Annotated in this window: 26 protein-coding genes; 16 read left to right on the forward strand and 10 right to left on the reverse strand. The window is 52.5% G+C overall.

Features of this window, described 5'->3' with window-relative positions:
- Positions 1 to 68: 68 nt before the first annotated feature.
- The 3 genes from HMF8227_RS09835 to HMF8227_RS09845 are packed head-to-tail and all read left to right on the forward strand — an operon-like array spanning position 69 to position 2025.
- On the forward strand, positions 69 to 782 hold the full coding sequence (locus HMF8227_RS09835; RefSeq protein WP_109341072.1) for a TIGR01621 family pseudouridine synthase: 714 nt from the start codon (positions 69 to 71) through the stop codon (positions 780 to 782).
- An 8-nt stretch (positions 783 to 790) separates the two neighbouring features.
- On the forward strand, positions 791 to 1156 hold the full coding sequence (locus HMF8227_RS15195; protein ID WP_239421256.1) for a VanZ family protein: 366 nt from the start codon (positions 791 to 793) through the stop codon (positions 1154 to 1156).
- Positions 1144 to 2025, forward strand: coding sequence for a ketopantoate reductase family protein (locus tag HMF8227_RS09845; RefSeq protein WP_109340018.1), 882 nt, complete (start codon positions 1144 to 1146; stop codon positions 2023 to 2025). Before HMF8227_RS15195 ends, HMF8227_RS09845 begins: the two co-directional genes overlap by 13 nt.
- On the opposite strand, the gene thiI is transcribed toward HMF8227_RS09845, so the two are convergent.
- The 3 genes from thiI to pomA all read right to left on the reverse strand — a co-directional run bounded on the left by thiI (position 2018) and on the right by pomA (position 5243).
- Positions 2018 to 3475, reverse strand: coding sequence for a tRNA uracil 4-sulfurtransferase ThiI (thiI, locus tag HMF8227_RS09850; protein ID WP_109340019.1), 1458 nt, complete (start codon positions 3473 to 3475; stop codon positions 2018 to 2020). The genes HMF8227_RS09845 and thiI overlap by 8 nt on opposite strands.
- Before the next feature lie 67 nt (positions 3476 to 3542).
- Positions 3543 to 4478 carry a flagellar motor protein MotB gene (locus HMF8227_RS09855; protein WP_109340020.1) on the reverse strand — a complete coding sequence of 312 codons (936 nt, stop codon included), beginning with the start codon at positions 4476 to 4478 and terminating at the stop codon, positions 3543 to 3545.
- A 3-nt stretch (positions 4479 to 4481) separates the two neighbouring features.
- On the reverse strand, positions 4482 to 5243 hold the full coding sequence (pomA, locus tag HMF8227_RS09860) for a flagellar motor protein PomA (protein ID WP_109340021.1): 762 nt from the start codon (positions 5241 to 5243) through the stop codon (positions 4482 to 4484).
- 283 nt (positions 5244 to 5526) lie between these two features.
- Here pomA and xseB point away from each other — a divergent pair, with 283 nt between their 5' ends.
- Genes xseB through dxs form a run of 3 tightly spaced genes read left to right on the forward strand, consistent with a single transcriptional unit; the run spans position 5527 to position 8544 of the window.
- Positions 5527 to 5769 (forward strand): exodeoxyribonuclease VII small subunit, encoded by a 243-nt coding sequence (gene xseB / locus HMF8227_RS09865; protein ID WP_109340022.1) that lies wholly within the window; start codon positions 5527 to 5529, stop codon positions 5767 to 5769.
- A gap of 1 nt (position 5770) precedes the next feature.
- Positions 5771 to 6664 (forward strand): (2E,6E)-farnesyl diphosphate synthase, encoded by an 894-nt coding sequence (gene ispA / locus HMF8227_RS09870; protein WP_109340023.1) that lies wholly within the window; start codon positions 5771 to 5773, stop codon positions 6662 to 6664.
- Positions 6665 to 6672: 8 nt separating this feature from the next.
- Positions 6673 to 8544, forward strand: a complete 1872-nt coding sequence (gene dxs, locus HMF8227_RS09875) for a 1-deoxy-D-xylulose-5-phosphate synthase (protein WP_109340024.1) — start codon at positions 6673 to 6675, stop codon at positions 8542 to 8544.
- Positions 8545 to 8613: 69 nt separating this feature from the next.
- Here the strand turns inward: dxs and HMF8227_RS09880 are convergent, their stop codons facing one another.
- Positions 8614 to 9477: a flagellar protein MotY gene (locus tag HMF8227_RS09880; protein ID WP_109340025.1), complete on the reverse strand. Its 864-nt coding sequence runs from the start codon at positions 9475 to 9477 to the stop codon at positions 8614 to 8616.
- A 134-nt stretch (positions 9478 to 9611) separates the two neighbouring features.
- Here HMF8227_RS09880 and rnt point away from each other — a divergent pair, with 134 nt between their 5' ends.
- Positions 9612 to 10262, forward strand: coding sequence for a ribonuclease T (rnt, locus tag HMF8227_RS09885; protein ID WP_109340026.1), 651 nt, complete (start codon positions 9612 to 9614; stop codon positions 10260 to 10262).
- A gap of 69 nt (positions 10263 to 10331) precedes the next feature.
- Here the strand turns inward: rnt and HMF8227_RS09890 are convergent, their stop codons facing one another.
- On the reverse strand, positions 10332 to 10937 hold the full coding sequence (locus HMF8227_RS09890; protein WP_109340027.1) for a peroxiredoxin: 606 nt from the start codon (positions 10935 to 10937) through the stop codon (positions 10332 to 10334).
- Positions 10938 to 11217: 280 nt separating this feature from the next.
- Here HMF8227_RS09890 and HMF8227_RS09895 point away from each other — a divergent pair, with 280 nt between their 5' ends.
- Positions 11218 to 11412 (forward strand): (2Fe-2S)-binding protein, encoded by a 195-nt coding sequence (locus HMF8227_RS09895; protein ID WP_109340028.1) that lies wholly within the window; start codon positions 11218 to 11220, stop codon positions 11410 to 11412.
- 67 nt (positions 11413 to 11479) lie between these two features.
- Here HMF8227_RS09895 and HMF8227_RS09900 read toward each other — a convergent pair whose 3' ends face one another.
- Positions 11480 to 11821, reverse strand: a complete 342-nt coding sequence (locus tag HMF8227_RS09900; RefSeq protein WP_109340029.1) for a Grx4 family monothiol glutaredoxin — start codon at positions 11819 to 11821, stop codon at positions 11480 to 11482.
- Between the two features lie 252 nt (positions 11822 to 12073).
- On the opposite strand from HMF8227_RS09900, the gene sodB reads away from it, so the two are divergent.
- Positions 12074 to 12655: a superoxide dismutase [Fe] gene (gene sodB, locus HMF8227_RS09905; RefSeq protein WP_109340030.1), complete on the forward strand. Its 582-nt coding sequence runs from the start codon at positions 12074 to 12076 to the stop codon at positions 12653 to 12655.
- 204 nt (positions 12656 to 12859) lie between these two features.
- Here the strand turns inward: sodB and fadR are convergent, their stop codons facing one another.
- From fadR to HMF8227_RS09925, 4 genes are all read right to left on the reverse strand, one after another.
- Positions 12860 to 13570, reverse strand: coding sequence for a fatty acid metabolism transcriptional regulator FadR (fadR, locus tag HMF8227_RS09910; RefSeq protein ID WP_109340031.1), 711 nt, complete (start codon positions 13568 to 13570; stop codon positions 12860 to 12862).
- A 134-nt stretch (positions 13571 to 13704) separates the two neighbouring features.
- A complete protein-coding gene (locus tag HMF8227_RS09915; RefSeq protein WP_162558569.1) occupies positions 13705 to 14580 on the reverse strand; it encodes a MaoC/PaaZ C-terminal domain-containing protein in 876 nt (291 codons plus the stop codon).
- Complete coding sequence (locus HMF8227_RS09920) at positions 14573 to 15061, reverse strand: protein YgfX (RefSeq protein ID WP_109340033.1); 489 nt, start codon at positions 15059 to 15061, stop codon at positions 14573 to 14575. Before HMF8227_RS09920 ends, HMF8227_RS09915 begins: the two co-directional genes overlap by 8 nt.
- Positions 15003 to 15254: an FAD assembly factor SdhE gene (locus HMF8227_RS09925; RefSeq protein WP_109340034.1), complete on the reverse strand. Its 252-nt coding sequence runs from the start codon at positions 15252 to 15254 to the stop codon at positions 15003 to 15005. Before HMF8227_RS09925 ends, HMF8227_RS09920 begins: the two co-directional genes overlap by 59 nt.
- A gap of 146 nt (positions 15255 to 15400) precedes the next feature.
- On the opposite strand from HMF8227_RS09925, the gene ygfZ reads away from it, so the two are divergent.
- The 7 genes from ygfZ (at position 15401) to HMF8227_RS09960 (ending at position 21509) form a co-directional block, all read left to right on the forward strand.
- Entirely contained in the window at positions 15401 to 16369 is a 969-nt protein-coding gene (ygfZ, locus tag HMF8227_RS09930) for a tRNA-modifying protein YgfZ (RefSeq protein WP_109340035.1), read from the forward strand.
- A gap of 9 nt (positions 16370 to 16378) precedes the next feature.
- Complete coding sequence (locus HMF8227_RS09935; protein WP_109340036.1) at positions 16379 to 16864, forward strand: FKBP-type peptidyl-prolyl cis-trans isomerase; 486 nt, start codon at positions 16379 to 16381, stop codon at positions 16862 to 16864.
- Between the two features lie 144 nt (positions 16865 to 17008).
- Positions 17009 to 17242 carry a hypothetical protein gene (locus tag HMF8227_RS09940; protein WP_109340037.1) on the forward strand — a complete coding sequence of 78 codons (234 nt, stop codon included), beginning with the start codon at positions 17009 to 17011 and terminating at the stop codon, positions 17240 to 17242.
- Between the two features lie 85 nt (positions 17243 to 17327).
- The gene (locus tag HMF8227_RS09945; RefSeq protein WP_109340038.1) at positions 17328 to 18461 is read left to right on the forward strand and encodes an efflux RND transporter periplasmic adaptor subunit; all 1134 of its coding nucleotides are present in this window, start codon (positions 17328 to 17330) and stop codon (positions 18459 to 18461) included.
- Entirely contained in the window at positions 18458 to 19123 is a 666-nt protein-coding gene (locus HMF8227_RS09950; protein ID WP_109340039.1) for an ABC transporter ATP-binding protein, read from the forward strand. The genes HMF8227_RS09945 and HMF8227_RS09950 overlap by 4 nt, the downstream gene beginning before the upstream one ends.
- Positions 19120 to 20316, forward strand: coding sequence for an ABC transporter permease (locus HMF8227_RS09955; protein ID WP_109340040.1), 1197 nt, complete (start codon positions 19120 to 19122; stop codon positions 20314 to 20316). Before HMF8227_RS09950 ends, HMF8227_RS09955 begins: the two co-directional genes overlap by 4 nt.
- Positions 20313 to 21509: an ABC transporter permease gene (locus HMF8227_RS09960; protein WP_109340041.1), complete on the forward strand. Its 1197-nt coding sequence runs from the start codon at positions 20313 to 20315 to the stop codon at positions 21507 to 21509. Before HMF8227_RS09955 ends, HMF8227_RS09960 begins: the two co-directional genes overlap by 4 nt.
- Positions 21510 to 21515: the final 6 nt, after the last annotated feature.

Below are 21515 nucleotides of genomic sequence, written 5' to 3' on the forward strand. Positions count from 1 at the left end.
GCAAGGGGATACCGTCATTCCAGCAGATAAGGCATAATGGTGTTTTCAGCTAACCATCCTGTTTGGCCGTGCTCAGTCAAAACGATCTTATCTTTCAGCATCCGGACTTTGTTGTGCTGAACAAGCCTGCTGGCTTAGGTATGCACCGCCAGCATGGCAACCCAGGGCTAGTCTGTGAATTGGCGGAGTTAACCGGCGAATCGGACTGGTTTTTGGTGCACCGGCTGGATAAGGTGACCTCGGGTTTATTACTAGTTGCCCGGCATTCTGAGGCCGCCGCCGAACTGGCCCAGCTTTTTGCCGAGCGTCAAATCGAAAAGTATTACCTGGCCTTAAGCGCTCAGAAACCACATAAAAAGCAGGGGCGAATTATCGGTGATATGGAAAAGGCTCGCCGTGGCCAATGGAAGTTGACCGCGTCACGTCAGGCTCCGGCGGTTACCCAGTTTTTCAGTCAAAGCCTGGCTCCCGGTGTGCGCGCCTTTTTGCTTAAGCCACACACCGGCAAAACCCACCAACTCAGGGTCGCAATGAAAAGCCTGTCCAGCCCAATCCTGGGCGATGACTTATACGGTGGCCACAAAGCCGATCGTACTTATCTGCACGCCTATGCGCTGAGATTTCGTTATCAACAGCATGACTATGAGTTTTACCAACCAGCCAGGACGGGTGAACACTTTGACTTACTCAATCAGCAGCTTGATTCACTCGGTTACCGCTTGCCCTGGCAACAACACTGGCCCAAAATAGGCGCTGTCACTTCCACATCTAAAAACAACTGACTATGCCCGTGCGCCGCTATATTCGACATCAAGGTTTTTTTGCATTGCTGATCGCAGCTCTGGTACTGCTGTTCGCCCTTCTCTGGGCTCCAGCAGACAACCTGCCGGTCAGGGGTGGTAATGACAAGCTTCATCACGGACTTTACTTTATGGGTCTTTGTGTACTCATGAAGCTCAGCTTGCGCCTCAAAGATCAGTGGCTCGTGGGTCTACTGTTTTCCATCGCCGTACTGTCGGAACTGAGCCAGTATAGCCTCCCCTACCGCAGTGCCAGTTGGGGCGACCTATTAGCCGATAGCCTGGGTATTGCCTTAGGTTACGGGATGATTTTTAGTGTTTACTTTATCAAGCGTCGCAAGCTATGCGGGTCCTGATTGCGGGGCAAGGAGCCATTGGCTCCGTACTGGCCTACCGCTGCGAGCTGCATGGCCTGGATTATCGGGTCTTACCCCGCAGACAAAAGCAGTCCATCGAATTCCAACCTTTGGACGCCGCCTGCCTGCGCTTACCCTCGGCTCAACAAAACCCCGCCAGCTTGCGGGGCGATGAATTACTGCTATTGCCACTGAAAGCCTATCAGGTCCAGTCGATGCTGGAGCAAGTTAGTCCATATCTCAGCACTCAGACTCTGGTCTTACTGCACAATGGCCTGGGTGTTCTGGAGAAGGCCCGGCACCTTGCGCCAGAATGTTCTTTTATTCAGGGAATCACTCGACTAGCAGCTTATAAACAGCAGCATAGAGTAACCCAGACGGCTCAGGGCGACACTCATCTTAGCTGGGTCAGCGAAGTCAATCAGTCCCGCGAGCAAAAGGTGCATGCGGTGCTGGAGGAGTTATTAAGTCCGGTATACTGGCATCAGGATCTCAGTGAAGCCCTGTGGCGTAAATTAGTCGTCAATAGTGTGATCAATCCCCTGACGGCCCTGCACCAAGTACGCAATGGTCAGCTAAGTCAGCCCCAATATCAGGCTCAGATTCAAACACTGATCGATGAAGCCCGAGCGTTAATGCAGGGACTTGGCATTCGCGGACATGAAGACCTCGAAAGGGCGGTGGCCGAGGTGATCGAGCAAACTTCGGATAATTACTCATCCATGTATCAGGATCTGATGCAGCAGCGGCCCACGGAGATTGACTACATCAATGGTTACCTGTGCCAGGAAGGGCAAAGGCTGGGCATTGCCACCCCAGAGCACCAGGCAGTGCTTGAGGCTATCCACGCCCAGCAAGCCGCTACTTAGGCCGGTAAACCCTTACATTGCTATAGCCCTGCTCTTTAAGCAGCAGTGCCTGCATCTGGCTCATCACCCCGCGATCACAGTACAGATAATACTCCCTGTCCTGAGGCAGCTCGGCAAACTGAGTGGCCAGCTTGAAAAATGGAATGTGCTCGATTGCTATACCATCCAGGCTCAGCGGTTTATCGTCCACCTCATCCTGGCTTCGAATATCCACCACTACTGCCGCTTCAGGCAGGGTGCTGCTGGTTTCGGCGCTACTTACCTGATGCTCGGCTTCCTTAACGATACGCCGGATATCCTGCATATCGGCGGCATAGACCACTCGCTCGATCAGATCCGCTGATAGTTTGGCTTCCTCTTCCTCTACCCGCTCCAGTATTGCTTTCACCGTTGGCTTCTTGGAAATAACACCACAATATTCGGGGATTCCTGCAGCCAGGTCTTCCACGCCAATCTCCCGCGCCTGACGGATAATTTCCGATTTATCCATGGCGATAAGCGGGCGCAGCACCAGTTTATCAGTGGCTTTATTGATCACATCCAAATTCGCCAGGGTCTGACTGGACACCTGCCCCATACACTCGCCGGTGACGATAGTGGATGTGGCCAGCTTGTCGGCGACCAGTGCAGCGGCACGCATCATCATACGCTTAAGCACCACCCCCATCAGGCCGTTGTCGACTTTTTCCAGGATCTCGGCCACCACGGGCTCAAAGTCCACGCCGATAAACTTCACCCGATGAGAGGCTGAGTAACGCTGCCACAGGTACTTACATACCTGCTTAACGCCAATTTCATGCTCGCGGCCGCCCAGATTGAAAAAACAAAAATGGGTACGGGCCCCACGACGGATCATCTGGAAACTCGCCACACTGGAGTCGAAACCGCCGGAGATCAGCGACACCACATCCTCTTGCGTCGGCAAGGGCATACCACCCAGACACTTAAAACGTTCGTGGATGATCAGCAGCTTGTCCTTGTTCACTTCCAGCTCGATAGTGACATCGGGATTTTTGAGTTTAACACCAGCGGTATTACAGTTCTGGTTGAGACCGCCCCCCACATAGCGGGCGACTTCCATAGAAGAAAACTCGTGCTTGCCACGGCGCTTGGCGCGCACGGCAAAGGTCTTTCCAGCCAGCTTATCGCCCCAAACCTGTTTCACCTGCTGATAGATATCATCCAGATCCTGGTAGTCGCTTTCCTTGACCAGCAGGCACTGCTCAATGCCCGGAATGCACTTTAGCTGCGCTCGGACCTGCTGCTGTTGCTCAGGGGTATCTGCCGCCGCCACCAACTCGAGCTTATCCCAACGGTTGTGCACCGCTACCTTAAACTCATAGGGCTTAAATACATTACGTACATTGGATTCGAGCAAACGAGTAAAACGACGACGGACATCGTCACTCTTAATGGTGATCTCGGGATGCAGCTTGATGATCAGTTTCATAGTGCCGGAGGGGGTTGCCAAAGAAGCGGCGGAGTATAGCAGAGCCAAACGCCCGCCTAAAGCACCATTACTGTCGCTCCAGCACCGACACTGGCTCTGACTCCATGGGTTCACCCTGACTGATAGCAATCTCTACCCGACGGTTTCTGCTGCGGCCTTCAGGAGTGTCATTGGGCGCCAAAGGTTTATTATCGGCCATGCCGACCACTTCCATGCGCGATTCGTCGAAGCCCTCCGAGCGGGCCAGCTCTTCAGCTACCGCCACCGCCCGCTGAGCAGACAGATCCCAGTTGGAGCGATAGAGCTCATTAGAGATGTTTTGATTGTCGCTGTGGCCGGACACTTCAAGGCGCCCCGGCACATCGGCCAGCAAGCCCCCAATTTTGCGAACCACAGGAATAAACTGCGGTTGCAAGAAGGCTGAACCGGCGGAGAAAGCGCCATTTTCGCGAATGCGGATCACCAGTTGTTGTCCCAGCGATTCCACTTCAATTGCACCATCCACAATCTGCTCTTCCAGCTGCTGAGCCACTTTCTTCAATTGTTCGTTCATCTGTTGCTGTGCACCAGAAGTAGACGCCGAGGCTCGCTGACTGGCCGTTTGCTGCGACTGCCCGCCCCGCTGTTCACCGCGCTGTTTCTGACGACCTCCCGATGAATCTTCATCCCCGGCCTGAAAACGCAGCGACTGCTCCGTCACTTCCATGGTGACCTGTTGAATATTCTCAATGGGAGTGGGCTCTGGCCGGCCAGGCTGAAACTCCTGAGCAATCACACTGGTGCCCTTGGGAATGTCTTTTACTTCGATTTTGTTTTGTACCCCGAAAGCAAACTTCATGGAGCCGGCAATCTGCTTAAACTTGAGCACATCCATCTCTGAAAACGCCAGCAACAACACAAAGAAACACATCAACAGCGACATCAGATCGGCAAAGGTTGCCATCCACGCCGGCAAGCCGGGAGGGGGGCATTTGGGACATTCCTTCTCTTGCGGATCGGACATAAATTACTCTTCTGCTTCTTCGATGCGTTTGCCAGCCGCCAGGTAGTTTTTCAACAGGCCTTCGATGACCCTGGGGTTCTGACCATCGGCAATGCCGACGATGCCATCCAAAATTAAGGTCTGGTTTAACTTTTCCTGTTCGGCGCGGTTTTCCAGCTTACTGGCTAATGGCAAGGCAATAACATTGGCAAAAAAGGCACCATAGAGGGTGGTCAGCAGCGCTACGGCCATTGCCGGACCGATGGATTTGGGGTCGTCCATGTTCGACAGCATAGCCACAAGACCTATCAGCGTACCAATCATCCCCATTGCCGGGGCCACTTCACCGATGGATTTAAACACCGAGGCACCAAACTCATGTCGTTCGCTGGTCAGAGAAATATCTTTATACAGTGTTGCCCGCACCACATCCACATCATGCCCGTCCACCAGCATGTCCACGCCCTTTTGCATAAAGTCGTTTTCTATTTCAGCCTCTTCGAGCGCCAGGAAACCACCTTTACGAGCCGCGTCGGCCATTTCGACGATCTTCATGATCAATTCTTCAGGCTGCTGTAGCTTGAACATAAATGCCTTGACCACAACCTTGCCAGTATTGAAAAACTGGCCCAGTGTATAGGAGCTAAGTGCCACAAACAGGGTACCGCCGAATACGATCAGCACGGAGGGGATGTTCAGGTACATCTCAATACTGCCGTTTAGGATCATCGCCATCACGATAAAACCGATCGCACCTAACATGCCTATCAGGGTTGCTAAATCCACACTATCCTCCACTTCACCCAGGTTGGGTCTGACTACTATGCCTTTATGATACTAGAGCCGCAGTGATAGGGAATCCCCAATTTGCATCAATAGTAACATTCGGCATAGACCGGCTAACTGATTGACTTGCTTCACCAATTTATCGACACCTTAAGAATATTCTAAAGCTTTGGTAAAGAAAAAGGCCATTGACCCCTTAATAACCCTCGGGTAAGGTTCGCCAGTAATGCGTCCCGCCTGCCGATGCAGGCCTCTCTAAACCTCGATGTCGTAATCTTATCTTATGAGTAATAGCAAGCCATCTGAAACCTTATCCTTTGAGCAAGCCATGCAAGAGCTGGAAACCATTGTCGAACAGATGGAAGCAGGCGAACTCCCATTAGAAGAGGCGTTGCAGCGCTTCGAACGCGGCATCGCATTGACCCAGCAGGGCCAACAAAAGCTGCAACAGGCTGAGCAGAAAGTGAAAATGCTGCTCGCCGAGCAGGGACAAGAAAACCTGGTCGACTTTGAGCCGGAACAGTAAGATGGCCGTGAGTTGGCAAATCGCTCTTGCAGATTATCAGCAGCGCATCAATGGTCTGTTGACCGAGCGTCTCGACGCTCTGCCCGATACCGCTCCCCGATTGAAGCAAGCCATGCAACACGCTCTGTTGCTCGGCGGTAAACGCGTTCGCCCAGCACTGGTTTATGCCACAGGTGATATGCTGGGCCTGACACAGGCAGACTTAGATCCACCCGCTATGGCTCTGGAGTGCATTCATGCTTACTCATTGATCCATGACGACCTGCCTGCCATGGACGACGACGATTTACGTCGCGGTCAGCCCACTTGCCATGTTCGTTTCGACGAAGCCACTGCCATATTAGCCGGTGATGCCTTACAGACATTAGCCTTTGAGCTGCTTTGCCACGAACCCCTGAGCGTCTCGGTTGAATCAGCACGCCTGCCCCTATTGCAGACCCTGACCGGCGCCGCTGGCTACCAGGGGATGTGTGGCGGACAGGCTCAGGATCTGGCCGCCACGAATACGCCCGTTACCCTGGAGCAGCTGGAACAATTGCATCTGGCCAAAACCGGCGCCCTCATTCGGGCCGCCTTGATAATGCCCGCACAATTGGCGGAGTTGCCAGAACAGCAACAAGCGTCACTGAATGAATTTGGTCGTAACATTGGTTTGGCGTTTCAGGTGCAGGACGATATTCTGGACATCACCGCCGACACTCAGATACTGGGCAAACCCCAAGGCTCTGATGATCAGGGCAATAAGAGTACCTACCCTTCCCTGCTCGGTCTGCAAGGTGCCAAGAATCTGTGCCAGCAATTGCATCAGCAAGCAGTACAAGCGCTCGGCGCTTTACCTTACAATACCGAATTACTACAGTCCTTTAGTGACTTTATTATTAACCGAGATTACTAGATACCCCCATGACCCTGGACCTTGAACACTACCCGGTGTTGGCACTGGCAAATACCCCGGAGCAGCTGCGCGAATTACCGAAAGATAAACTCCGGCAATTAGCCAATGAACTGCGGCAATATCTGCTGGCCAGTGTCAGCCAGAGTAGTGGACACTTCGCCTCAGGGCTCGGCACTGTTGAACTGACCGTGGCCCTGCATTACGTGTATCAAACCCCTTTCGATCGCCTTATCTGGGATGTGGGCCACCAGGCTTACCCCCATAAGATCCTGACTGACCGTCGTGAACGCATGACGACAATTCGCCAAAAAGGCGGCTTACACCCGTTCCCCTGGCCGCCAGAAAGCCCCTACGACACCTTTGCCGTGGGCCATTCTTCGACTTCCATATCCGCCGCCCTGGGTATGGCCATGGCGGCAGAAAAAGAAGGCAAAAACCGCAAGGTTGTATCGGTAATCGGCGATGGTGCCATGACCGCTGGCATGGCCTTCGAAGCGATGAACCATGCGGGAGATATCGGCAAAGATATGGTGGTGGTGCTCAATGATAATGAGATGTCTATCTCCGAAAACGTGGGCGCACTCAACAGCCACCTGGCACGCCTGCTGACTGGGAATTTTTTCAACAGCATTCGTGACGGTGGCAAGAAGTTGCTTAGCAGTATGCCGCCCATCAAAGAGTTTGCCAGTCGCGCCGAAGAACACCTTAAAGGCATGGTCGTGCCCGGCACCATCTTCGAAGAGCTGGGTTTTAACTACATCGGCCCCATCGACGGTCATGACGTCAATGGCCTGGTAGATACACTGCGCAACATGCGCAGCCTCAAAGGCCCGCAAATACTGCATGTGGTCACCCGTAAAGGCAAAGGCTATGAGATGGCGGAAAAAGATCCCATCAAATGGCACGCGGTGCCCAAATTCAACCCGGCCGACAGCCAACTCCCCAAGACTAAAAGCGCAGGACCGAGCTTCTCAGCGGTGTTTGGCGACTGGCTGTGCGATATGGCCGCCGATGACCCAAAATTGATGGCCATTACACCCGCCATGCGTGAAGGCTCAGGAATGGTGCGTTTTTCGCAAGAGTACCCCAAGCAGTATTCGGACGTCGCCATTGCCGAGCAGCATTCGGTGACCTTGGCCGCGGGAATGGCTAAGGATGGTTTAAACGCCATTGTGGCCATCTATTCCACCTTTTTACAACGGGCCTACGATCAGCTGATCCACGATGTGGCCTTACAAAATCTGCCCGTGCTGTTTGCCATCGACCGGGCCGGTATCGTAGGCGCTGACGGACCGACACACCAGGGGGCTTATGATCTGGCCTATCTGCGCTGCATTCCCAATATGGTGATAATGACGCCTTCCGACGAAAACCAATGCCGACAAATGCTTTACACCGGCCACAAACTCAACCAGCCTGCCGCAGTGCGATACCCTCGGGGCCAGGGTTGCGGTGCCGTCATTGAAGCCAAGATGCAGGCTCTACCGATTGGCAAAGGCGAAATCCTGCGTCAGGGGAAAAACGTGGCCATTTTAAATTTCGGCACCCTGCTACCCGGCGCAAAAGAAGCGGCTGAAAAGATGGATGCCACACTGGCTGACATGAAGTTTGTTAAGCCCCTGGATAACGATCTGATCGCGAAGTTGGCTGAGGAGCACGAGCTACTGGTGACCCTGGAAGATGGCGTCATCATGGGCGGCGCCGGCAGTGCGGTAGCAGAAACCGTAATGGATAAACAACTCGCCTGCCGGGTGCTGCGACTGGGGATTCCTGATGAGTTTATTATGCAGGGTTCTCAACAAGAAATGTACGCCGAACTCAAACTGGATGCACCAGGTATTCAGGCTCAAGTTCAGGCCTTTAACGAATACGCCCGTTAACCTATTGCTCCTAAACAAACGCCCTCACTACTGATGAGGGCGTTTGTTTAAGTCACAGCCAGCGGGTTATCAGGACTTTGCCATCCGAATCACAACCCGACGGTTTTTGGCCCGGGTTACTTCCCGTGCATTATCGGCGATATGACGCCGCTCGCCATGGGCCGTTGTCTCGATGCGATCACTGTCGATACCGTTTTCCTCAAAGAAGCGTTTCACACGCTGGGCACGCTGCTTTGACAGCTCACGGTTATGCCAACTGCCTCCCCAACTGTCGGTGTAAGCATCCACGAGCACCAATTCAATGCCGGGATCTTCTCTCAGGTACTGGGCGATCATGCTGAGCTTTTTCTCTGAGGCACGAGTAAATTCATCGCTGTTCTTTTTATACTGCAACACGGAGTAGGAAATATCTTCGAAACTGAATTTCAGTAACGACGACACGCAGCGCACAAAAGACTGGTACTCTCCGATAAAATTGCTGGCGTTTAGCTCCACTGCCACTCTGTCATACCGGTTATACCAATCCTGATAATAGATGGTCGGCCAATAGCCTTTTTCCAATTCGGAGAGCATCGTCCAGGCAGTTTTCTGCGGAAGGTCGCCGTTGTACTGCTTGCGTATGGGCATCTCAGCCAGACGGCGCTGCATCTGGCCGGGCATCCACTCCGGAGGCGCCGAGTAGACTGCTGCAGCTCCGTATTCACTGGGCAGACTAAGCATGTCCAACTCAAACTCCAGGTTCAGCTGCTTGCTGGCACGGCTGGTAAACATGGCGTCGCCGTAGCCGGGGATATTATGCTCCAGGCGGCATTGCAGGCGACTGCTGTCGGTAAGCTGCCACTGGGACTCATTGATATCGGCCGAGTAGTGCCTTACACCGGCCGTCACCGGCAGGGCAATCAGGACTGTCAAAGCTAAAACTGTTCTTTTCATGGCTACCGTTTCCACTCTCTCCACCCTAGTATCGGCGGTTTCGGCGATCACTTAACCCTTAATTATAAATGGAGTCTGGATAGCGCCCTTCATAACTGTGATAATTCCGCTCCCATTATTCATATAGGTATACAATGACAGCGCAAGGGCAACAACTCAAAGATCGATTTCGTGGTTATTTTCCAGTGGTCATCGATGTGGAAACGGCGGGGTTTAATCCCAAAACTGACGCCTTACTGGAAATTGCCGCCATTACCTTGAAGATGACCGAAGATGGCCGCCTGGAGCCAGATCAGACCCTGCATTATCATATCGAACCCTTTGAAGGCGCCAACCTGGAGCCAGCCGCGCTTGAGTTTAACGGTATTGATCCAAACTGTGCCTTGCGCGGTGCCGTAGACGAAACCGAGGCGATGAAAGCCATATGCAAAGCGGTACGCAAAGCCCAAAAATCCGCCGACTGCCAGCGCTCGGTCATCGTGGCCCACAACGCCTCCTTCGACCAGAGCTTTGTTAATGCCGCCATCGAACGCGGCGGTATCAAGCGCACACCGTTTCACCCTTTTGTGTCGTTCGACACCACCAGTCTGGCCGCGCTCGCCTATGGGCAAACCGTGCTGGTTAAAGCCTGTCGGGCAGCCGGTATCGAATTTGACCAGTCCGAGGCCCACTCGGCGCTCTACGATACAGCGAAAACCGCGGAGCTGTTTTGCGGCATGGTCAATAAGTGGCAAAGCCTGGGGGGATGGCCACTTGCCAGCGAGGACGAACCGAACGCATCTTGATTAACAGCCGATTCCTGAAATAAAAAAGCCGCTCATGAAGAGCGGCTTTTTTGTCCGTCCGGCTACTGCTTACAGCTTGTCAGCATTCTCAGACAGGTATTTCTTCACGCCTTCTGGGTTTTCACCCATGCCAGCATCGCCTTCCTGCCAACCAGCAGGGCAAACTTCACCGTGCTCCTGATTGAACGCCAGTGCGTCAACCATACGCAGCATCTCATCAACGTTACGACCCAAAGGCAGATCGTTCACGACCTGGTGACGAACACTACCTTCTTCGTCGATCAGGAAGGAACCACGCAGAGCAACGCCCGCTTCTGGGTGCTCAACGTCGTAGGCTTTACAGATGTCGTGCTTGATATCAGCAACCAGAGGGTATTTCACCGCACCGATACCGCCTTCGTTCACAGGGGTGTTACGCCACGCATTGTGAGTGAAGTGAGAGTCGATAGACACACCGATCACCTCAACACCACGCTTAGTGAACTCTTCAACACGCTTATCAAAAGCGATCAGCTCTGAAGGACAAACAAAGGTGAAATCCAGCGGGTAGAAAAAGATAACCGCTTTTTTGCCTTTGATGTGGCTTTGCAGATTGAATTCATCAACGATCTCACCGTTGCCCAGTACTGCTGGAGCGGTAAAGTCGGGGGCTTGACGACCTACTAATACACTCATTGTCTTCTCCGTTTCTTGTGAGTTTATGGGGCAACCCGAAGGCCGCCCTTAGATGAAACTGTTCAGTCTGGACTAAATTGGGGTCTGGTAAGAAAAAACCAAGTCCCGAACCAGAAACTTCGTCAGAAAATCTTTGATGACAGACGAGCACTTATCTTAGGTCAGGCCGTTTTGAAGATCTATACAGGTTGGCAATGGTCATTAAAACATCAAATTAGCGCTTGCATGCAAAACAAATAACAACTATTATCATTTGCGTCGTTGTTTGGAGAAGTCTGTCATGTTTGTCTGCTTGTGTAATGGCATAACCGAAAAGCAAATTGCCAATGTGGTACGTGAAGAAGGCATTGGCAACATGCGTGAGCTGCGCCTGAGTATGGGGGTTGGCAGCCAGTGCGGTAAATGTGTACAGGCAGCTCAGGAAGTGATCGACGCTACCATTGTGGATGAGTCACTGTTTAAAGAAGTCGTGTAATCCCCGCCTCAGCGAGCAGAGAACATAAAAAAAGGGCCGTTGGCCCTTTTTTGCGTTTGACGCGTTATCACTCGCCTTGCTCGGCGTCTTTAGCACGCTCGGCCGCTTCTTTGACCAACGGCTGTAATTCACCCTGCTGGTACATTTCCAGGATAATATCGCATCCACCAACCAGTTCACCTTCAACCCACAACTGAGGGAATGTCGGCCAGTCGGCGTATTTGGGCAGTTCAGCACGGATATCCGGATTTTGCAGAATATCGACAAAGGCAAACTGCTCACCACAGGACATCAGTGCCTGTGCTGCCTGTGCAGAAAAGCCGCAGCTTGGCAGCTTGGGCGAGCCCTTCATATAAATGAGGATAGGATTTTCAGCGATCTGCTGTTTGATTTTCTCTACTGTTTCCACGACTCGGAACCTCTTACTAACGTAAAACCACGATGTGGCGGCCATTGTAACTTTTTTCAATGCCACACCCCAGCTTTACAACCAATTACAGTCTACACTCAGAGCAACTTACTGACTGTGGGCTTGTTTTCTTATCGACAAGCCCCATATTGTTGTTAGACTAATAAGTAAATAAAAGACTTTATAAAACCTTGCGCTTGTCTGAGCGTAGGGATAGTTTCATTCATTAACTGTACATGGAGAACGACGATTATGGCATTTGAACTACCCGCTCTGCCTTATGAAAAAAACGCCCTTGAGCCGCACATCTCAGCCGAGACACTGGAATTCCATTACGGCAAACACCACAACACCTATGTCACTAAGCTGAATGGCCTGGTTGAAGGCACTGACATGGAAAACAAGAGCCTGGAAGAGATCATCAAATCATCAGAAGGCGGTGTATTTAACAACGCAGCCCAGGTTTGGAACCACACTTTCTACTGGCACAGCATGAGCCCGAACGGTGGCGGCGAGCCAAGTGGTGCGGTCGCCGAGGCCATCAACAGCAAGTGGGGCTCTTTCGCTGACTTTAAAGAAGCTTTCAATGACAAAGCCGCCAACAACTTTGGTTCTGGCTGGACTTGGCTGGTGAAAAAAGCTGACGGCTCTCTGGATATTGTTAATACCAGCAATGCCGGCACGCCCATTACTGATCCAAACCTGACGCCTCTGCTGACCGTGGATGTGTGGGAGCATGCCTACTACATCGATTATCGCAATGCGCGTCCTAAGTACCTGGAAGGTTTCTGGAACCTGGTCAACTGGGATTTCGCCAACGAGAACATGGCTTAATAATCCAGGCTAATACACCTAGACGACGTTACAAAGCGTCAGTCAGGTCAATCATTAAACGGGCTGTAGCATTAACTACAGCCCGTTTTTATATTGATAAAGCGGCTCTGCCACTAGCTCACCAGTATTGTGACAGGTATCAGTCAGACATAAAAAACGGAGCCCGTTGGCTCCGCTTTTAACAATGAGAGGTAAAGGCCTCACTTATTCGACGAGGTCGCCTGGCATATCGCCGCGAATTTTATTCCAGATGCGCCCACTCTTTATGCCGTAATCTTTTACCAGTGCGGGCACTCGCTCGAAATCTCCATCCTTAGCAGCCGCCATCAATTTAGCGTAATAATCTCGCGCCAGTTCGCGGGAGGGCTCGTGGGTAAAATAGTAGCTGCCAATACGCTTATACAAGCCCTTGAAGCCGTTCATCATCAGCACATAAACACGATTGTCCGAGGCCATGGCCAGTTCGTGATTGATCCAATAGTCAAATTCGGCAAAGGCTTCACCGGTGTCTTCCACTGAATCGAAATCACTCAACAGTTTCACCACCTTTTCAGGGGCCTGTTTGATAGCGCCGCGAATAAAGATGGCACTGAAGCTGGTTCGCGCCGCCAGCAGATTATCCACCAGGTCGGGAATGCCTTCCTCGTCCAGGCTGGCGAGCGTTTCCAAAATGTTCAGCCCACAGGTTTCCCAAAAGTTATTCACTTTGGTCGGCTTGCCGTGCTGAATAGTCAGCCAGCCATCACGGGCCAGACGCTGTAACACCTCGCGTAACGTCGTTCGGGTCACACCGATAAGCTCCGACAACTCCCGCTCGGCAGGTAAGATAGTCCCGGGAGGAAAACGTCCGCTCCAAATCGACTCAACAATATATTCTTCGGCGAAGCTGGCCGGGCTCTGGGCTTTATAAATCATTGAAAACCTGCTGTGTCTGCTATTGTTCTTATTGTCTGGTAACTGATTGTACCAGATGCTTGAGGGGATGAAACCAAACCTTAGGTTTGTTAAAACACTTTATTGCCATAACACATACCCTAGTATCTTAGAAGCTATCTCCTCAGCGCCTGCCAATCCCCGTTCAATAATACTTTGTGGCCACTCTCTGCGCGTAGCTCGAAACGCCCTTGATTTACCGAGGCTTCCTCTCCGTTCAGATACAGTTCGGCGTCCCCGGGTAACACCAAGGGGCGCTTGAAGGTCACCGAGGAACTAAAGTCAGTGTCAATGTACCCATGTTCAGTCAAGGCAGATAGGATTCTGGCATAACTCCACATACCGTGAATAATAGGCTGTGGGAAACCGAACATGGATGATGTTAATGGGTGCAAATGAATGGGATTGTAGTCGCCGCTGACCGAGGCGTAGCGCCGCCCCAGATCCGCTTCCAGTGACCAGCACTCCAAAGCTTGAACTTCTGGCGGCTCGGGAGCCTGGCGCTGCCGCTGTCCAGCTTGGACCTTCACCGTGGGGGCGAGTGAAGTCGCCACCGACTCCCACACCAGTTTTTTATGATGGCGAGCCTGGGTAAGAATTTCAAACTGCCAGCCCATACGGTGCTTTTTCAACGCATCCAGAGAACAGCTCAGCTCCAGCGCCATATTCTCCCGGACTGGCTGATACTGCTGGATGCGGTTCTTCATATGCATCAGCCCCATCACCGCAAAGGGACAGCACTTATCGGTCAGCAAACTCAGTTGCAACGGGAGGGCCCTTACCTGAAGCCAGCAGGGGTGAATGCCTTCTCCCTGCCACCCCACCAGCCGATGATAGGCCTTTAATTTAGCAGTGATCGGGCGCATGGTCAGCGCCAGTCGATGCTGTGGCAATGCCGGTTCCGACATCGCCCGAGAGCGTTTAGCTACGGCTTTAACAAACAGTGGCAACAACGCCGGTGGCTGACGTAATTCCCTGATCCCATTATTCATATTCATATTCCTTGCTCTGAATACGGCGTACCTGTCGACATATCCGACGAAAGTCCGCCTCGCTCAGACTGTCTTTATACAACGTCAGCCAGCGACGCCGGGATGTCCCCGGGTTGCGTAATGTAAGCCAGATAATTCCCAGCATAACCCGGGAATCACTGGTGATTTGCCAGCCAGCTTGCCCTTCTGTTACTGCCTCTGGCCACTGAATCTGCCCCTTTTCATCCAACCAGAGCCGTTGCGTCTTCTCTCCGCGGGGGTAAATACACCAGCCTGCCGCTAACAGAAACAGGCTAACCCCCAACTGAGCCCATGCTTGCCCTGTGAAGATGTAGGGTTGCCAAAGCCACACGCTACCTATCAGTGTGGCGAACAGAAGTATGACAAGTCGTCCGGGCCAAGCCGAAGGACGAATATGCAGACTATGCTTTGACACGCTTAACGATGGTGTCCACCATGGCGGCCAGATCTCTGTCTTCACAGGCTTTGTGGCCCATTACCCACGCAAAAAGGTCAGGATCATCGCAGGTAAGCAAACGTTCAAACGTGAGCTTATCGGCATCGCTGAGGTCATGAAACACTTCCTCATAGAAGGGCAATAACAAAACATCCAGCTCCAGCATGCCGCGACGGCAAGCCCAGCGAACCCGATTAGTGCGTTGTTTGTCAAACATCTTCAAGAAACCTATTGGCGAATTTTACTGCCGCTAATCTTACCAGTAATGCCAAGGATGTAATACCAATCCGCACAGCCGGGGATTGGACTTACGACCATCCATCCCCATAATAACCCGCAACACTTCAATACAAGATATCGCCGATGACTCAGTCTTTACCCTCAACACTCACAGAGCTCCCTGAGAACCTGCTTTGTCCCCTACCCCAACTGGGGCTGATTTTTCTGCAAGGCGAAGAGCAGATTCAGTACCTGCAAGGGCAAATAACCAATGACGCCAATCAGATGAGTCATGACACCGCATTACTGGCCGCTCACTGTGACTTTAAGGGCAAGAGCTGGAGCCTGTTTCACGGTTTTCTATGGCAAGACCAAAGCGTGCTTGTGGGCCACCGCGGGGGACTGGCTGCGTCACTGCCAGAACTAAAGAAATATGGCGTGTTTTCTAAAGTGGATATTCGCGATACCAGCGACCAGTTCCGGCTTTATGGTGGCCATGGTCAAGAGCTGGAGCAATGGCTACAGCTGCAGTTTGGCTCCCTCCCCGAGAAGCACCTTGAAGTGAGTGCTTCAGAGCACGGTGCCATAATCCGGTTCGATCAGCCCAGACCCCGCTACCTGTTAATGCTGACGCCACAACTGGCCGACACTCTGGAAACCGCACTGGCCGATTCTGTGGCTGACAGTGCCCTGTGGCAAGCGCTGGATATTCAGGCCGGGCTGCCTCAGGTTACTGACGCCACCAGCAACGAATTTGTGCCTCAAATGATGAATGTGCACGCTTTGGACGGCATTAACTTTAAGAAAGGCTGTTACATGGGCCAGGAAGTAGTGGCCCGCACCAAGTTTTTAGGCCGGAACAAACGCGCTGCTTTTATCCTCAAAGGAGAGGGGCGGCATGAGCTTAACCCCGGTGATACGCTGGAGCTCCAACTGGGAGAAAACTGGCGTCGCGGTGGCACTGTGTTAAGCTGTGCGCCGCTAACAGCGGAGACTTGGTTATTGGCAGTACTGGCTAAGGACACTGAATCCGATGCCGTTTTGCGCAGTAAGGCCAACCCTGAACAACAATTCAGCGTACAGCCATTGCCATACAAACTCGACGATCAATAGAGACAATTTATGAAGATTGAACCCAATACTGTAGTCACCATGCACTACACAGTGAGCACCGATGAGGGTGTGGAAATCGATTCCTCCAGAAACGCCGAGCCAATGACTTTCATCCATGGCCAGAACTTCCTTATTAAGGGCCTGGAAGAAGAGCTCGAAGGTAAGGCCGCCGGTGATACCTTCGAAACCAAAGTCGAGCCTGAGAAAGCCTATGGCGAACGCCACGATCAACTGATGCAAGCCGTCCCAAAATCCATGTTTGAAGGCATGGATGTGGAAGTAGGTATGCAATTTCGTGCGACCACTGATGCCGGTGATCAGTCTGTAACCGTGGTGGATGTGGCGGACGATGAAGTCGTCGTCGACGGCAATCACCCGCTGGCAGGCATCACGCTTAACTTTGATGTGGAAGTGGTAGATGTGCGTGAAGCCACTGCCGAAGAGCTGGAGCACGGTCATGTGCACGGCGAAGGCGGCTGTGACCACGATCACTAGCGCTGAATATGAGGCAGGCCCATGGATTGATTCAGGGCCTGCCTGGTTCCAAATCATTGAAGAAAAATTGACCTGATGTGGGCATTCGGCTAGGGTAAAACGACGCTATCTCTATTAAAGGGTTAATATCACATGGATGCAGGGATGAAGTCATTAAACAAGGAAGATAAGAAATCCGATATCAAATCCGCGCTTATCATTCTGCCACTGGTTACTCTGGTGTTTGGCTTCGCAATGGGCCTGATTGCCGACTTTGGCCTTATCCGCGGGGAACTGCCTTTACCCCACACCCTTAAGCTTTTGCTGCCCTTAGCGTTGGTAGTCGCTTTTCTGCTTTATGTTATCTACCGTTATAGTCAGAAAATAGAACGGCTCTGACTCTCCCCTCCAATTGATACAGATCACTGCTGTGTACCGCCGAGTGTCTATTATTAGGTAATATCCCGCTTGGCTACGGTTACCTATGAAAAAATGGCTTATTGGCATTGTTATCCTGCTTGCGGTGCCTCTCTGGCTGTGGCAACGACAGTCCCCCCTCAAGGTGCAAACCTACCGCGTGAATACCGGCCTTGTCAGTCACACGGTGGTCAATAACCGGGCTGGCGAGATAGAAGCTTGCCGCCGCGCTCGCTTATCCTTTCCTATTGGCGGACAAATTGAAAGCGTCACGGTTCGGGCCGGAGATATTGTTAAAGGGGGCCAGCTGCTACTGGCGCTTTACAATGATGATATTCAGGCCCAGCTAGCCCAGGCACAAGCGGCATTAGACCAATCACAACTGCAACGGCGTCGGCTCTGCCTGCTTGCCGAGAGAGACCAGCGTGAGGCTACCCGCCTGAAGCGTTTAATGGCCCAGGGACTGACCTCTGAAGAACAGGTGGATGTCGCCGAATCCAATGCCCGGGCCAGCCAACTTGCCTGTGAAGCGGCTCAAGGCAGTATCAATCAGGCCCAGGCAACCATTGAACTTTATCAGGCCCAGCTAAGCAAAACCCAGCTTACCGCTCCTTTCCCCGGCACTGTCGCGGAAGTTAACGGTGAGGTGGGTGAATTTGCCACGCCCTCACCGCCGGGCATCCCCACCCTCCCCGTTGTGGATCTTATTGATGACAGCTGCTATTACGTCACCGCGCCCATCGATGAGGTGGATGCTGCTCAGATTCACCTTGATATGCCGGTCACCGTGCATATTGATGCCTTTCGCAACACCACACTAAAGGCCAGGGTCAGACGCATCGCACCTTACGTCTTTGCCCAGCAGCGTCAGGCCCGAACCGTGGAAGTGGAGGCAAAACTCACTCAACCCCCTCCTTTTCCCCTGCTTGTAGGTTACAGCGCCGATATGGAAATTCTGATAGAAGCCCGAACAGAAGTACTGAGAATTCCGACGCCAGCTATTTTTAATGAGGACCAGGTTTACCGAGTGGTGGATGGAGAAATACAGGTTGCTAAGATTCAGCAGGGCCTGAGCAACTGGCGTTATACAGAGATAACCGAAGGGCTTCGCTCAGGGGATATGATTGTGCTGGACACCTCGGTTCCCCTTGAGGCGGGAATGGCAGTAATACCTCTCTCTGAGCAAGAGTCGACACAATGATCCGCATGCAGGCAGTCAATAAGTGGTACCCATCTGGCGACACTAAGCTGCATGCCCTTAAGAACATCAATCTGGAGATTCACTCGGGTGACTACGTTAGCCTGATGGGACCATCGGGCTCAGGGAAGTCCACCCTACTGAATATGATTGGCCTTTTGGATGTATTCGAGGACGGCGAATACTGGCTGGCCCAGCACCCGACTCACGAACTCAGCGAAGAGTCACGCGCCCGGCTTCGACGTGAACATATCGGCTTTATCTTTCAGTCATTTCAGCTTATTCCGCGGCTCACAGCTTTTGAGAATGTAGCGTTACCGTTGGTGCTTAGTGAAGTACCATCACATGAGCGCCAGCAGAAGGTAACATCGGTTCTGAAGCAAATGGATATGCTTGCTCGTGCTCATCATCGTCCGTCCCAGTTATCCGGTGGGCAACTACAACGTGTCGCCATCGCCCGGGCGATTGTCACCGAACCGAGTGTGATACTGGCCGATGAGCCCACCGGCAATCTGGATCAACAATCCGGTCATGATATTACCGAGCTGTTAGAAAACCTAAACCGACGAGGTATCACTTTGATTGTGGTCACCCACGATCCGGCGCTGGGACAGCGAGCCCGGCGGCAAATTCGTATGATCGACGGAGCTTTGGTGAACTCATGATCGTCACCGACATTATCAAGTTCCATCACCATCAACTGGTCCGCCACCGTTGGCGCACCACGATGATTAGCCTTTGTATCGCAATTGGTGTCAGTGCGGTGGTGCTGTTGGTCAGCCTGGGGGAGAGCGCCAGGCAATATGTACAACGTGAGTTTGCGGCTCTGGGCAGTAATATGTTGATCGTCCTGCCGGGCAAAAAACACACTCAGGGGGGCGGTATTCCTTTTTACGGTACCGCCACGCGGGACCTGACAATACAGGACGCTGAAGCCATTCGACACCTCCCCGGCATAGTCAGGGTTGCCCCTATTATCGCTGGCACCGCGACATTGTCAGTACAGGGCCTTAGCAAAGACATTATGGTGGTGGGTTCTACTCATGAGTTTTTGGCTGTTCGAGGCCAGGAGCTGGCTATGGGACAAAACCTCAGTAAAAACCATAGCCACCGCAACGACGTGATACTGGGCCATCAACTGGCCCAGGATTTGTTGGACAATCACACTCAGTTGGGCCAGAAGGTTACTCTTGATGGATATCGATTTCGAGTAGTGGGCATCCTTAACTACCGGGGAGAGTCTTTGGGGCTGGATATGCGGAATGTGGCAATCATTCCCGTATCCGCTGCCGAAGCTTTATTCGACTCACCCGCACTGTTTCGGGTATTGGTTGAGACAAGGCACCGGTTTGAAGATAAGGCCATTATTCAGCACATCTACGAGTTAATCCGTCAGCGCCATCAAGGTAGCGAAGATATTACGATTGTCACTCAGGCCTCCATCCTTGATGCCTTTAACCGCATCATGCTCACCTTGACGGCCGTGATTGGACTGCTCGCATCCGTCAGCTTGTTGGTCGCCGGTTTTTTGGTCATGAACCTAAGTCTTATCAACGTGGCGCAGAGACGCAGCGAAATAGGCCTGCTCAAAGCCATGGGTGCCAGCCGCCGTACCGTGTTGGTCTTATTTGTCAGCGAGTCGCTACTACTGGCCGCTATGGGAAGTGCCTTGGGGTTGCTCGTCACCTTTATGGCCCTGTTGCTCCTCAACCAACTGCAATCGTATTTATTGGTCACCATACCAGTTTGGGCTGCCTTGGCGGCCACGCTGTTGGCTCTTTGCATCGCTGGTGCCTTTAGCTGGTTCCCTGCTCGTCAGGCCGCAGATGTGTCACCTGTGGAGGCCCTCAGAGGATGAAACTAATAGATGCACTCGACTGGATAAGAACATCGGTGCTATCTCAACGCCACCGTAATACTTTGACTATTACGGGCTTTGCCATTGGTGTCAGTACCATTACCTTGCTGGCTGCGCTGGGCGACAGTTTAAAGACCTTTGTAGTGGCTGAGTTTACGCAGTTTGGCAGCAACATTGTTGCTGTCACCCCGGGCAAAACTGAGACTATGGGGGTCAGTGGCATACTGCGCACCAACAAAGGGCTCTATCTTGAAGATGTTGCAAGCCTGCAACACTTACCTCAGGTGGAAAAAGTAATCCCAGTTATCGCCGGTACCGCCGAAGTCAAACACGCCAATCGCTTGCGAGCCACGGACATTATCGGCACCAATCACTTTGCGCTGGCGGCCTGGCAATTGCAACAAGCTCAGGGGCGCTTCCTGCCCAACGATGATCTATATCGTCCGAGGCCGGTGGCGGTGCTGGGCAGCAAAATACATCAGGCCCTGTTTGAGAATACGCATGTGCTCGGTGAGTTTATTCGTATCGGCGGGCAACGCTTTACAGTAGTCGGAGTGCTCGCGCCTAAGGGCCAGTTTCTGGGCATGGATCTCGATGAAATGGTGTATGTCCCCGCAGCCAAGGGCCTGGAGCTATTTAACCGCGACTCACTGATGGAAGTAGACATCGTCTACCGATCCCATTTAAGCCCGCCGCAGGCCGTCAGTGCCATTAAGCTGCACCTTATCAAGCGCCATGGCGCCGAGGACTTTACTATTGTTACTCAGGATCAAATGCTCGATACCATGGCTGGCATTTTAACCGCGATTCGGATTACCGGTATCATCATCGGCGCCATTTCACTTCTGGTAGGCTCTGTGGGCATCTATACCATATTGACTATCACTATCAGTCAGCGTCAGCAAGAGGTGGGATTAGTGCGCGCTTTAGGTATGCCACAGCGCTTGCTGATGTTGCTTTTTCTTGGTGAAGCACTGACGCTGGCTCTGATCGGCGGGATACTGGGCTTGCTAACCGTCGCCGTGCTGCAAGGACTGCTGTTTTACTGGCTACCAGAGCTACCGACCTTGCTAACCCTGTCCAGCGCCGGCCTGGGACTGAGTGTTTCGCTGCTTGTGGGCTTGCTGTCTGGGGCCCGGCCGGCGTATATGGCCTCGCGCCTGCCACCGATTGAGGCCTTGCGCGCCGAATAGCCCCAC

Source organism: Saliniradius amylolyticus, from assembly GCF_003143555.1.
In the GTDB taxonomy this organism is placed as follows: Bacteria; Pseudomonadota; Gammaproteobacteria; order Enterobacterales; family Alteromonadaceae; genus Saliniradius; species Saliniradius amylolyticus.

Coding starts and splice junctions, on each gene's coding strand:
- HMF8227_RS09845 (WP_109340018.1), top strand. CDS start 1,144: ATGCGGGTCCTGATTGCGGGGCAAGGAGCCATTGGCTCCGTACTGGCC.
- thiI (WP_109340019.1), bottom strand. CDS start 3,475: ATGAAACTGATCATCAAGCTGCATCCCGAGATCACCATTAAGAGTGAC.
- HMF8227_RS09855 (WP_109340020.1), bottom strand. CDS start 4,478: ATGTCCGATCCGCAAGAGAAGGAATGTCCCAAATGCCCCCCTCCCGGC.
- xseB (WP_109340022.1), top strand. CDS start 5,527: ATGAGTAATAGCAAGCCATCTGAAACCTTATCCTTTGAGCAAGCCATG.
- ispA (WP_109340023.1), top strand. CDS start 5,771: ATGGCCGTGAGTTGGCAAATCGCTCTTGCAGATTATCAGCAGCGCATC.
- dxs (WP_109340024.1), top strand. CDS start 6,673: ATGACCCTGGACCTTGAACACTACCCGGTGTTGGCACTGGCAAATACC.
- HMF8227_RS09880 (WP_109340025.1), bottom strand. CDS start 9,477: ATGAAAAGAACAGTTTTAGCTTTGACAGTCCTGATTGCCCTGCCGGTG.
- rnt (WP_109340026.1), top strand. CDS start 9,612: ATGACAGCGCAAGGGCAACAACTCAAAGATCGATTTCGTGGTTATTTT.
- HMF8227_RS09890 (WP_109340027.1), bottom strand. CDS start 10,937: ATGAGTGTATTAGTAGGTCGTCAAGCCCCCGACTTTACCGCTCCAGCA.
- HMF8227_RS09895 (WP_109340028.1), top strand. CDS start 11,218: ATGTTTGTCTGCTTGTGTAATGGCATAACCGAAAAGCAAATTGCCAAT.
- sodB (WP_109340030.1), top strand. CDS start 12,074: ATGGCATTTGAACTACCCGCTCTGCCTTATGAAAAAAACGCCCTTGAG.
- fadR (WP_109340031.1), bottom strand. CDS start 13,570: ATGATTTATAAAGCCCAGAGCCCGGCCAGCTTCGCCGAAGAATATATT.
- HMF8227_RS09915 (WP_162558569.1), bottom strand. CDS start 14,580: ATGAATAATGGGATCAGGGAATTACGTCAGCCACCGGCGTTGTTGCCA.
- HMF8227_RS09925 (WP_109340034.1), bottom strand. CDS start 15,254: ATGTTTGACAAACAACGCACTAATCGGGTTCGCTGGGCTTGCCGTCGC.
- ygfZ (WP_109340035.1), top strand. CDS start 15,401: ATGACTCAGTCTTTACCCTCAACACTCACAGAGCTCCCTGAGAACCTG.
- HMF8227_RS09935 (WP_109340036.1), top strand. CDS start 16,379: ATGAAGATTGAACCCAATACTGTAGTCACCATGCACTACACAGTGAGC.
- HMF8227_RS09940 (WP_109340037.1), top strand. CDS start 17,009: ATGAAGTCATTAAACAAGGAAGATAAGAAATCCGATATCAAATCCGCG.
- HMF8227_RS09945 (WP_109340038.1), top strand. CDS start 17,328: ATGAAAAAATGGCTTATTGGCATTGTTATCCTGCTTGCGGTGCCTCTC.
- HMF8227_RS09950 (WP_109340039.1), top strand. CDS start 18,458: ATGATCCGCATGCAGGCAGTCAATAAGTGGTACCCATCTGGCGACACT.
- HMF8227_RS09955 (WP_109340040.1), top strand. CDS start 19,120: ATGATCGTCACCGACATTATCAAGTTCCATCACCATCAACTGGTCCGC.
- HMF8227_RS09960 (WP_109340041.1), top strand. CDS start 20,313: ATGAAACTAATAGATGCACTCGACTGGATAAGAACATCGGTGCTATCT.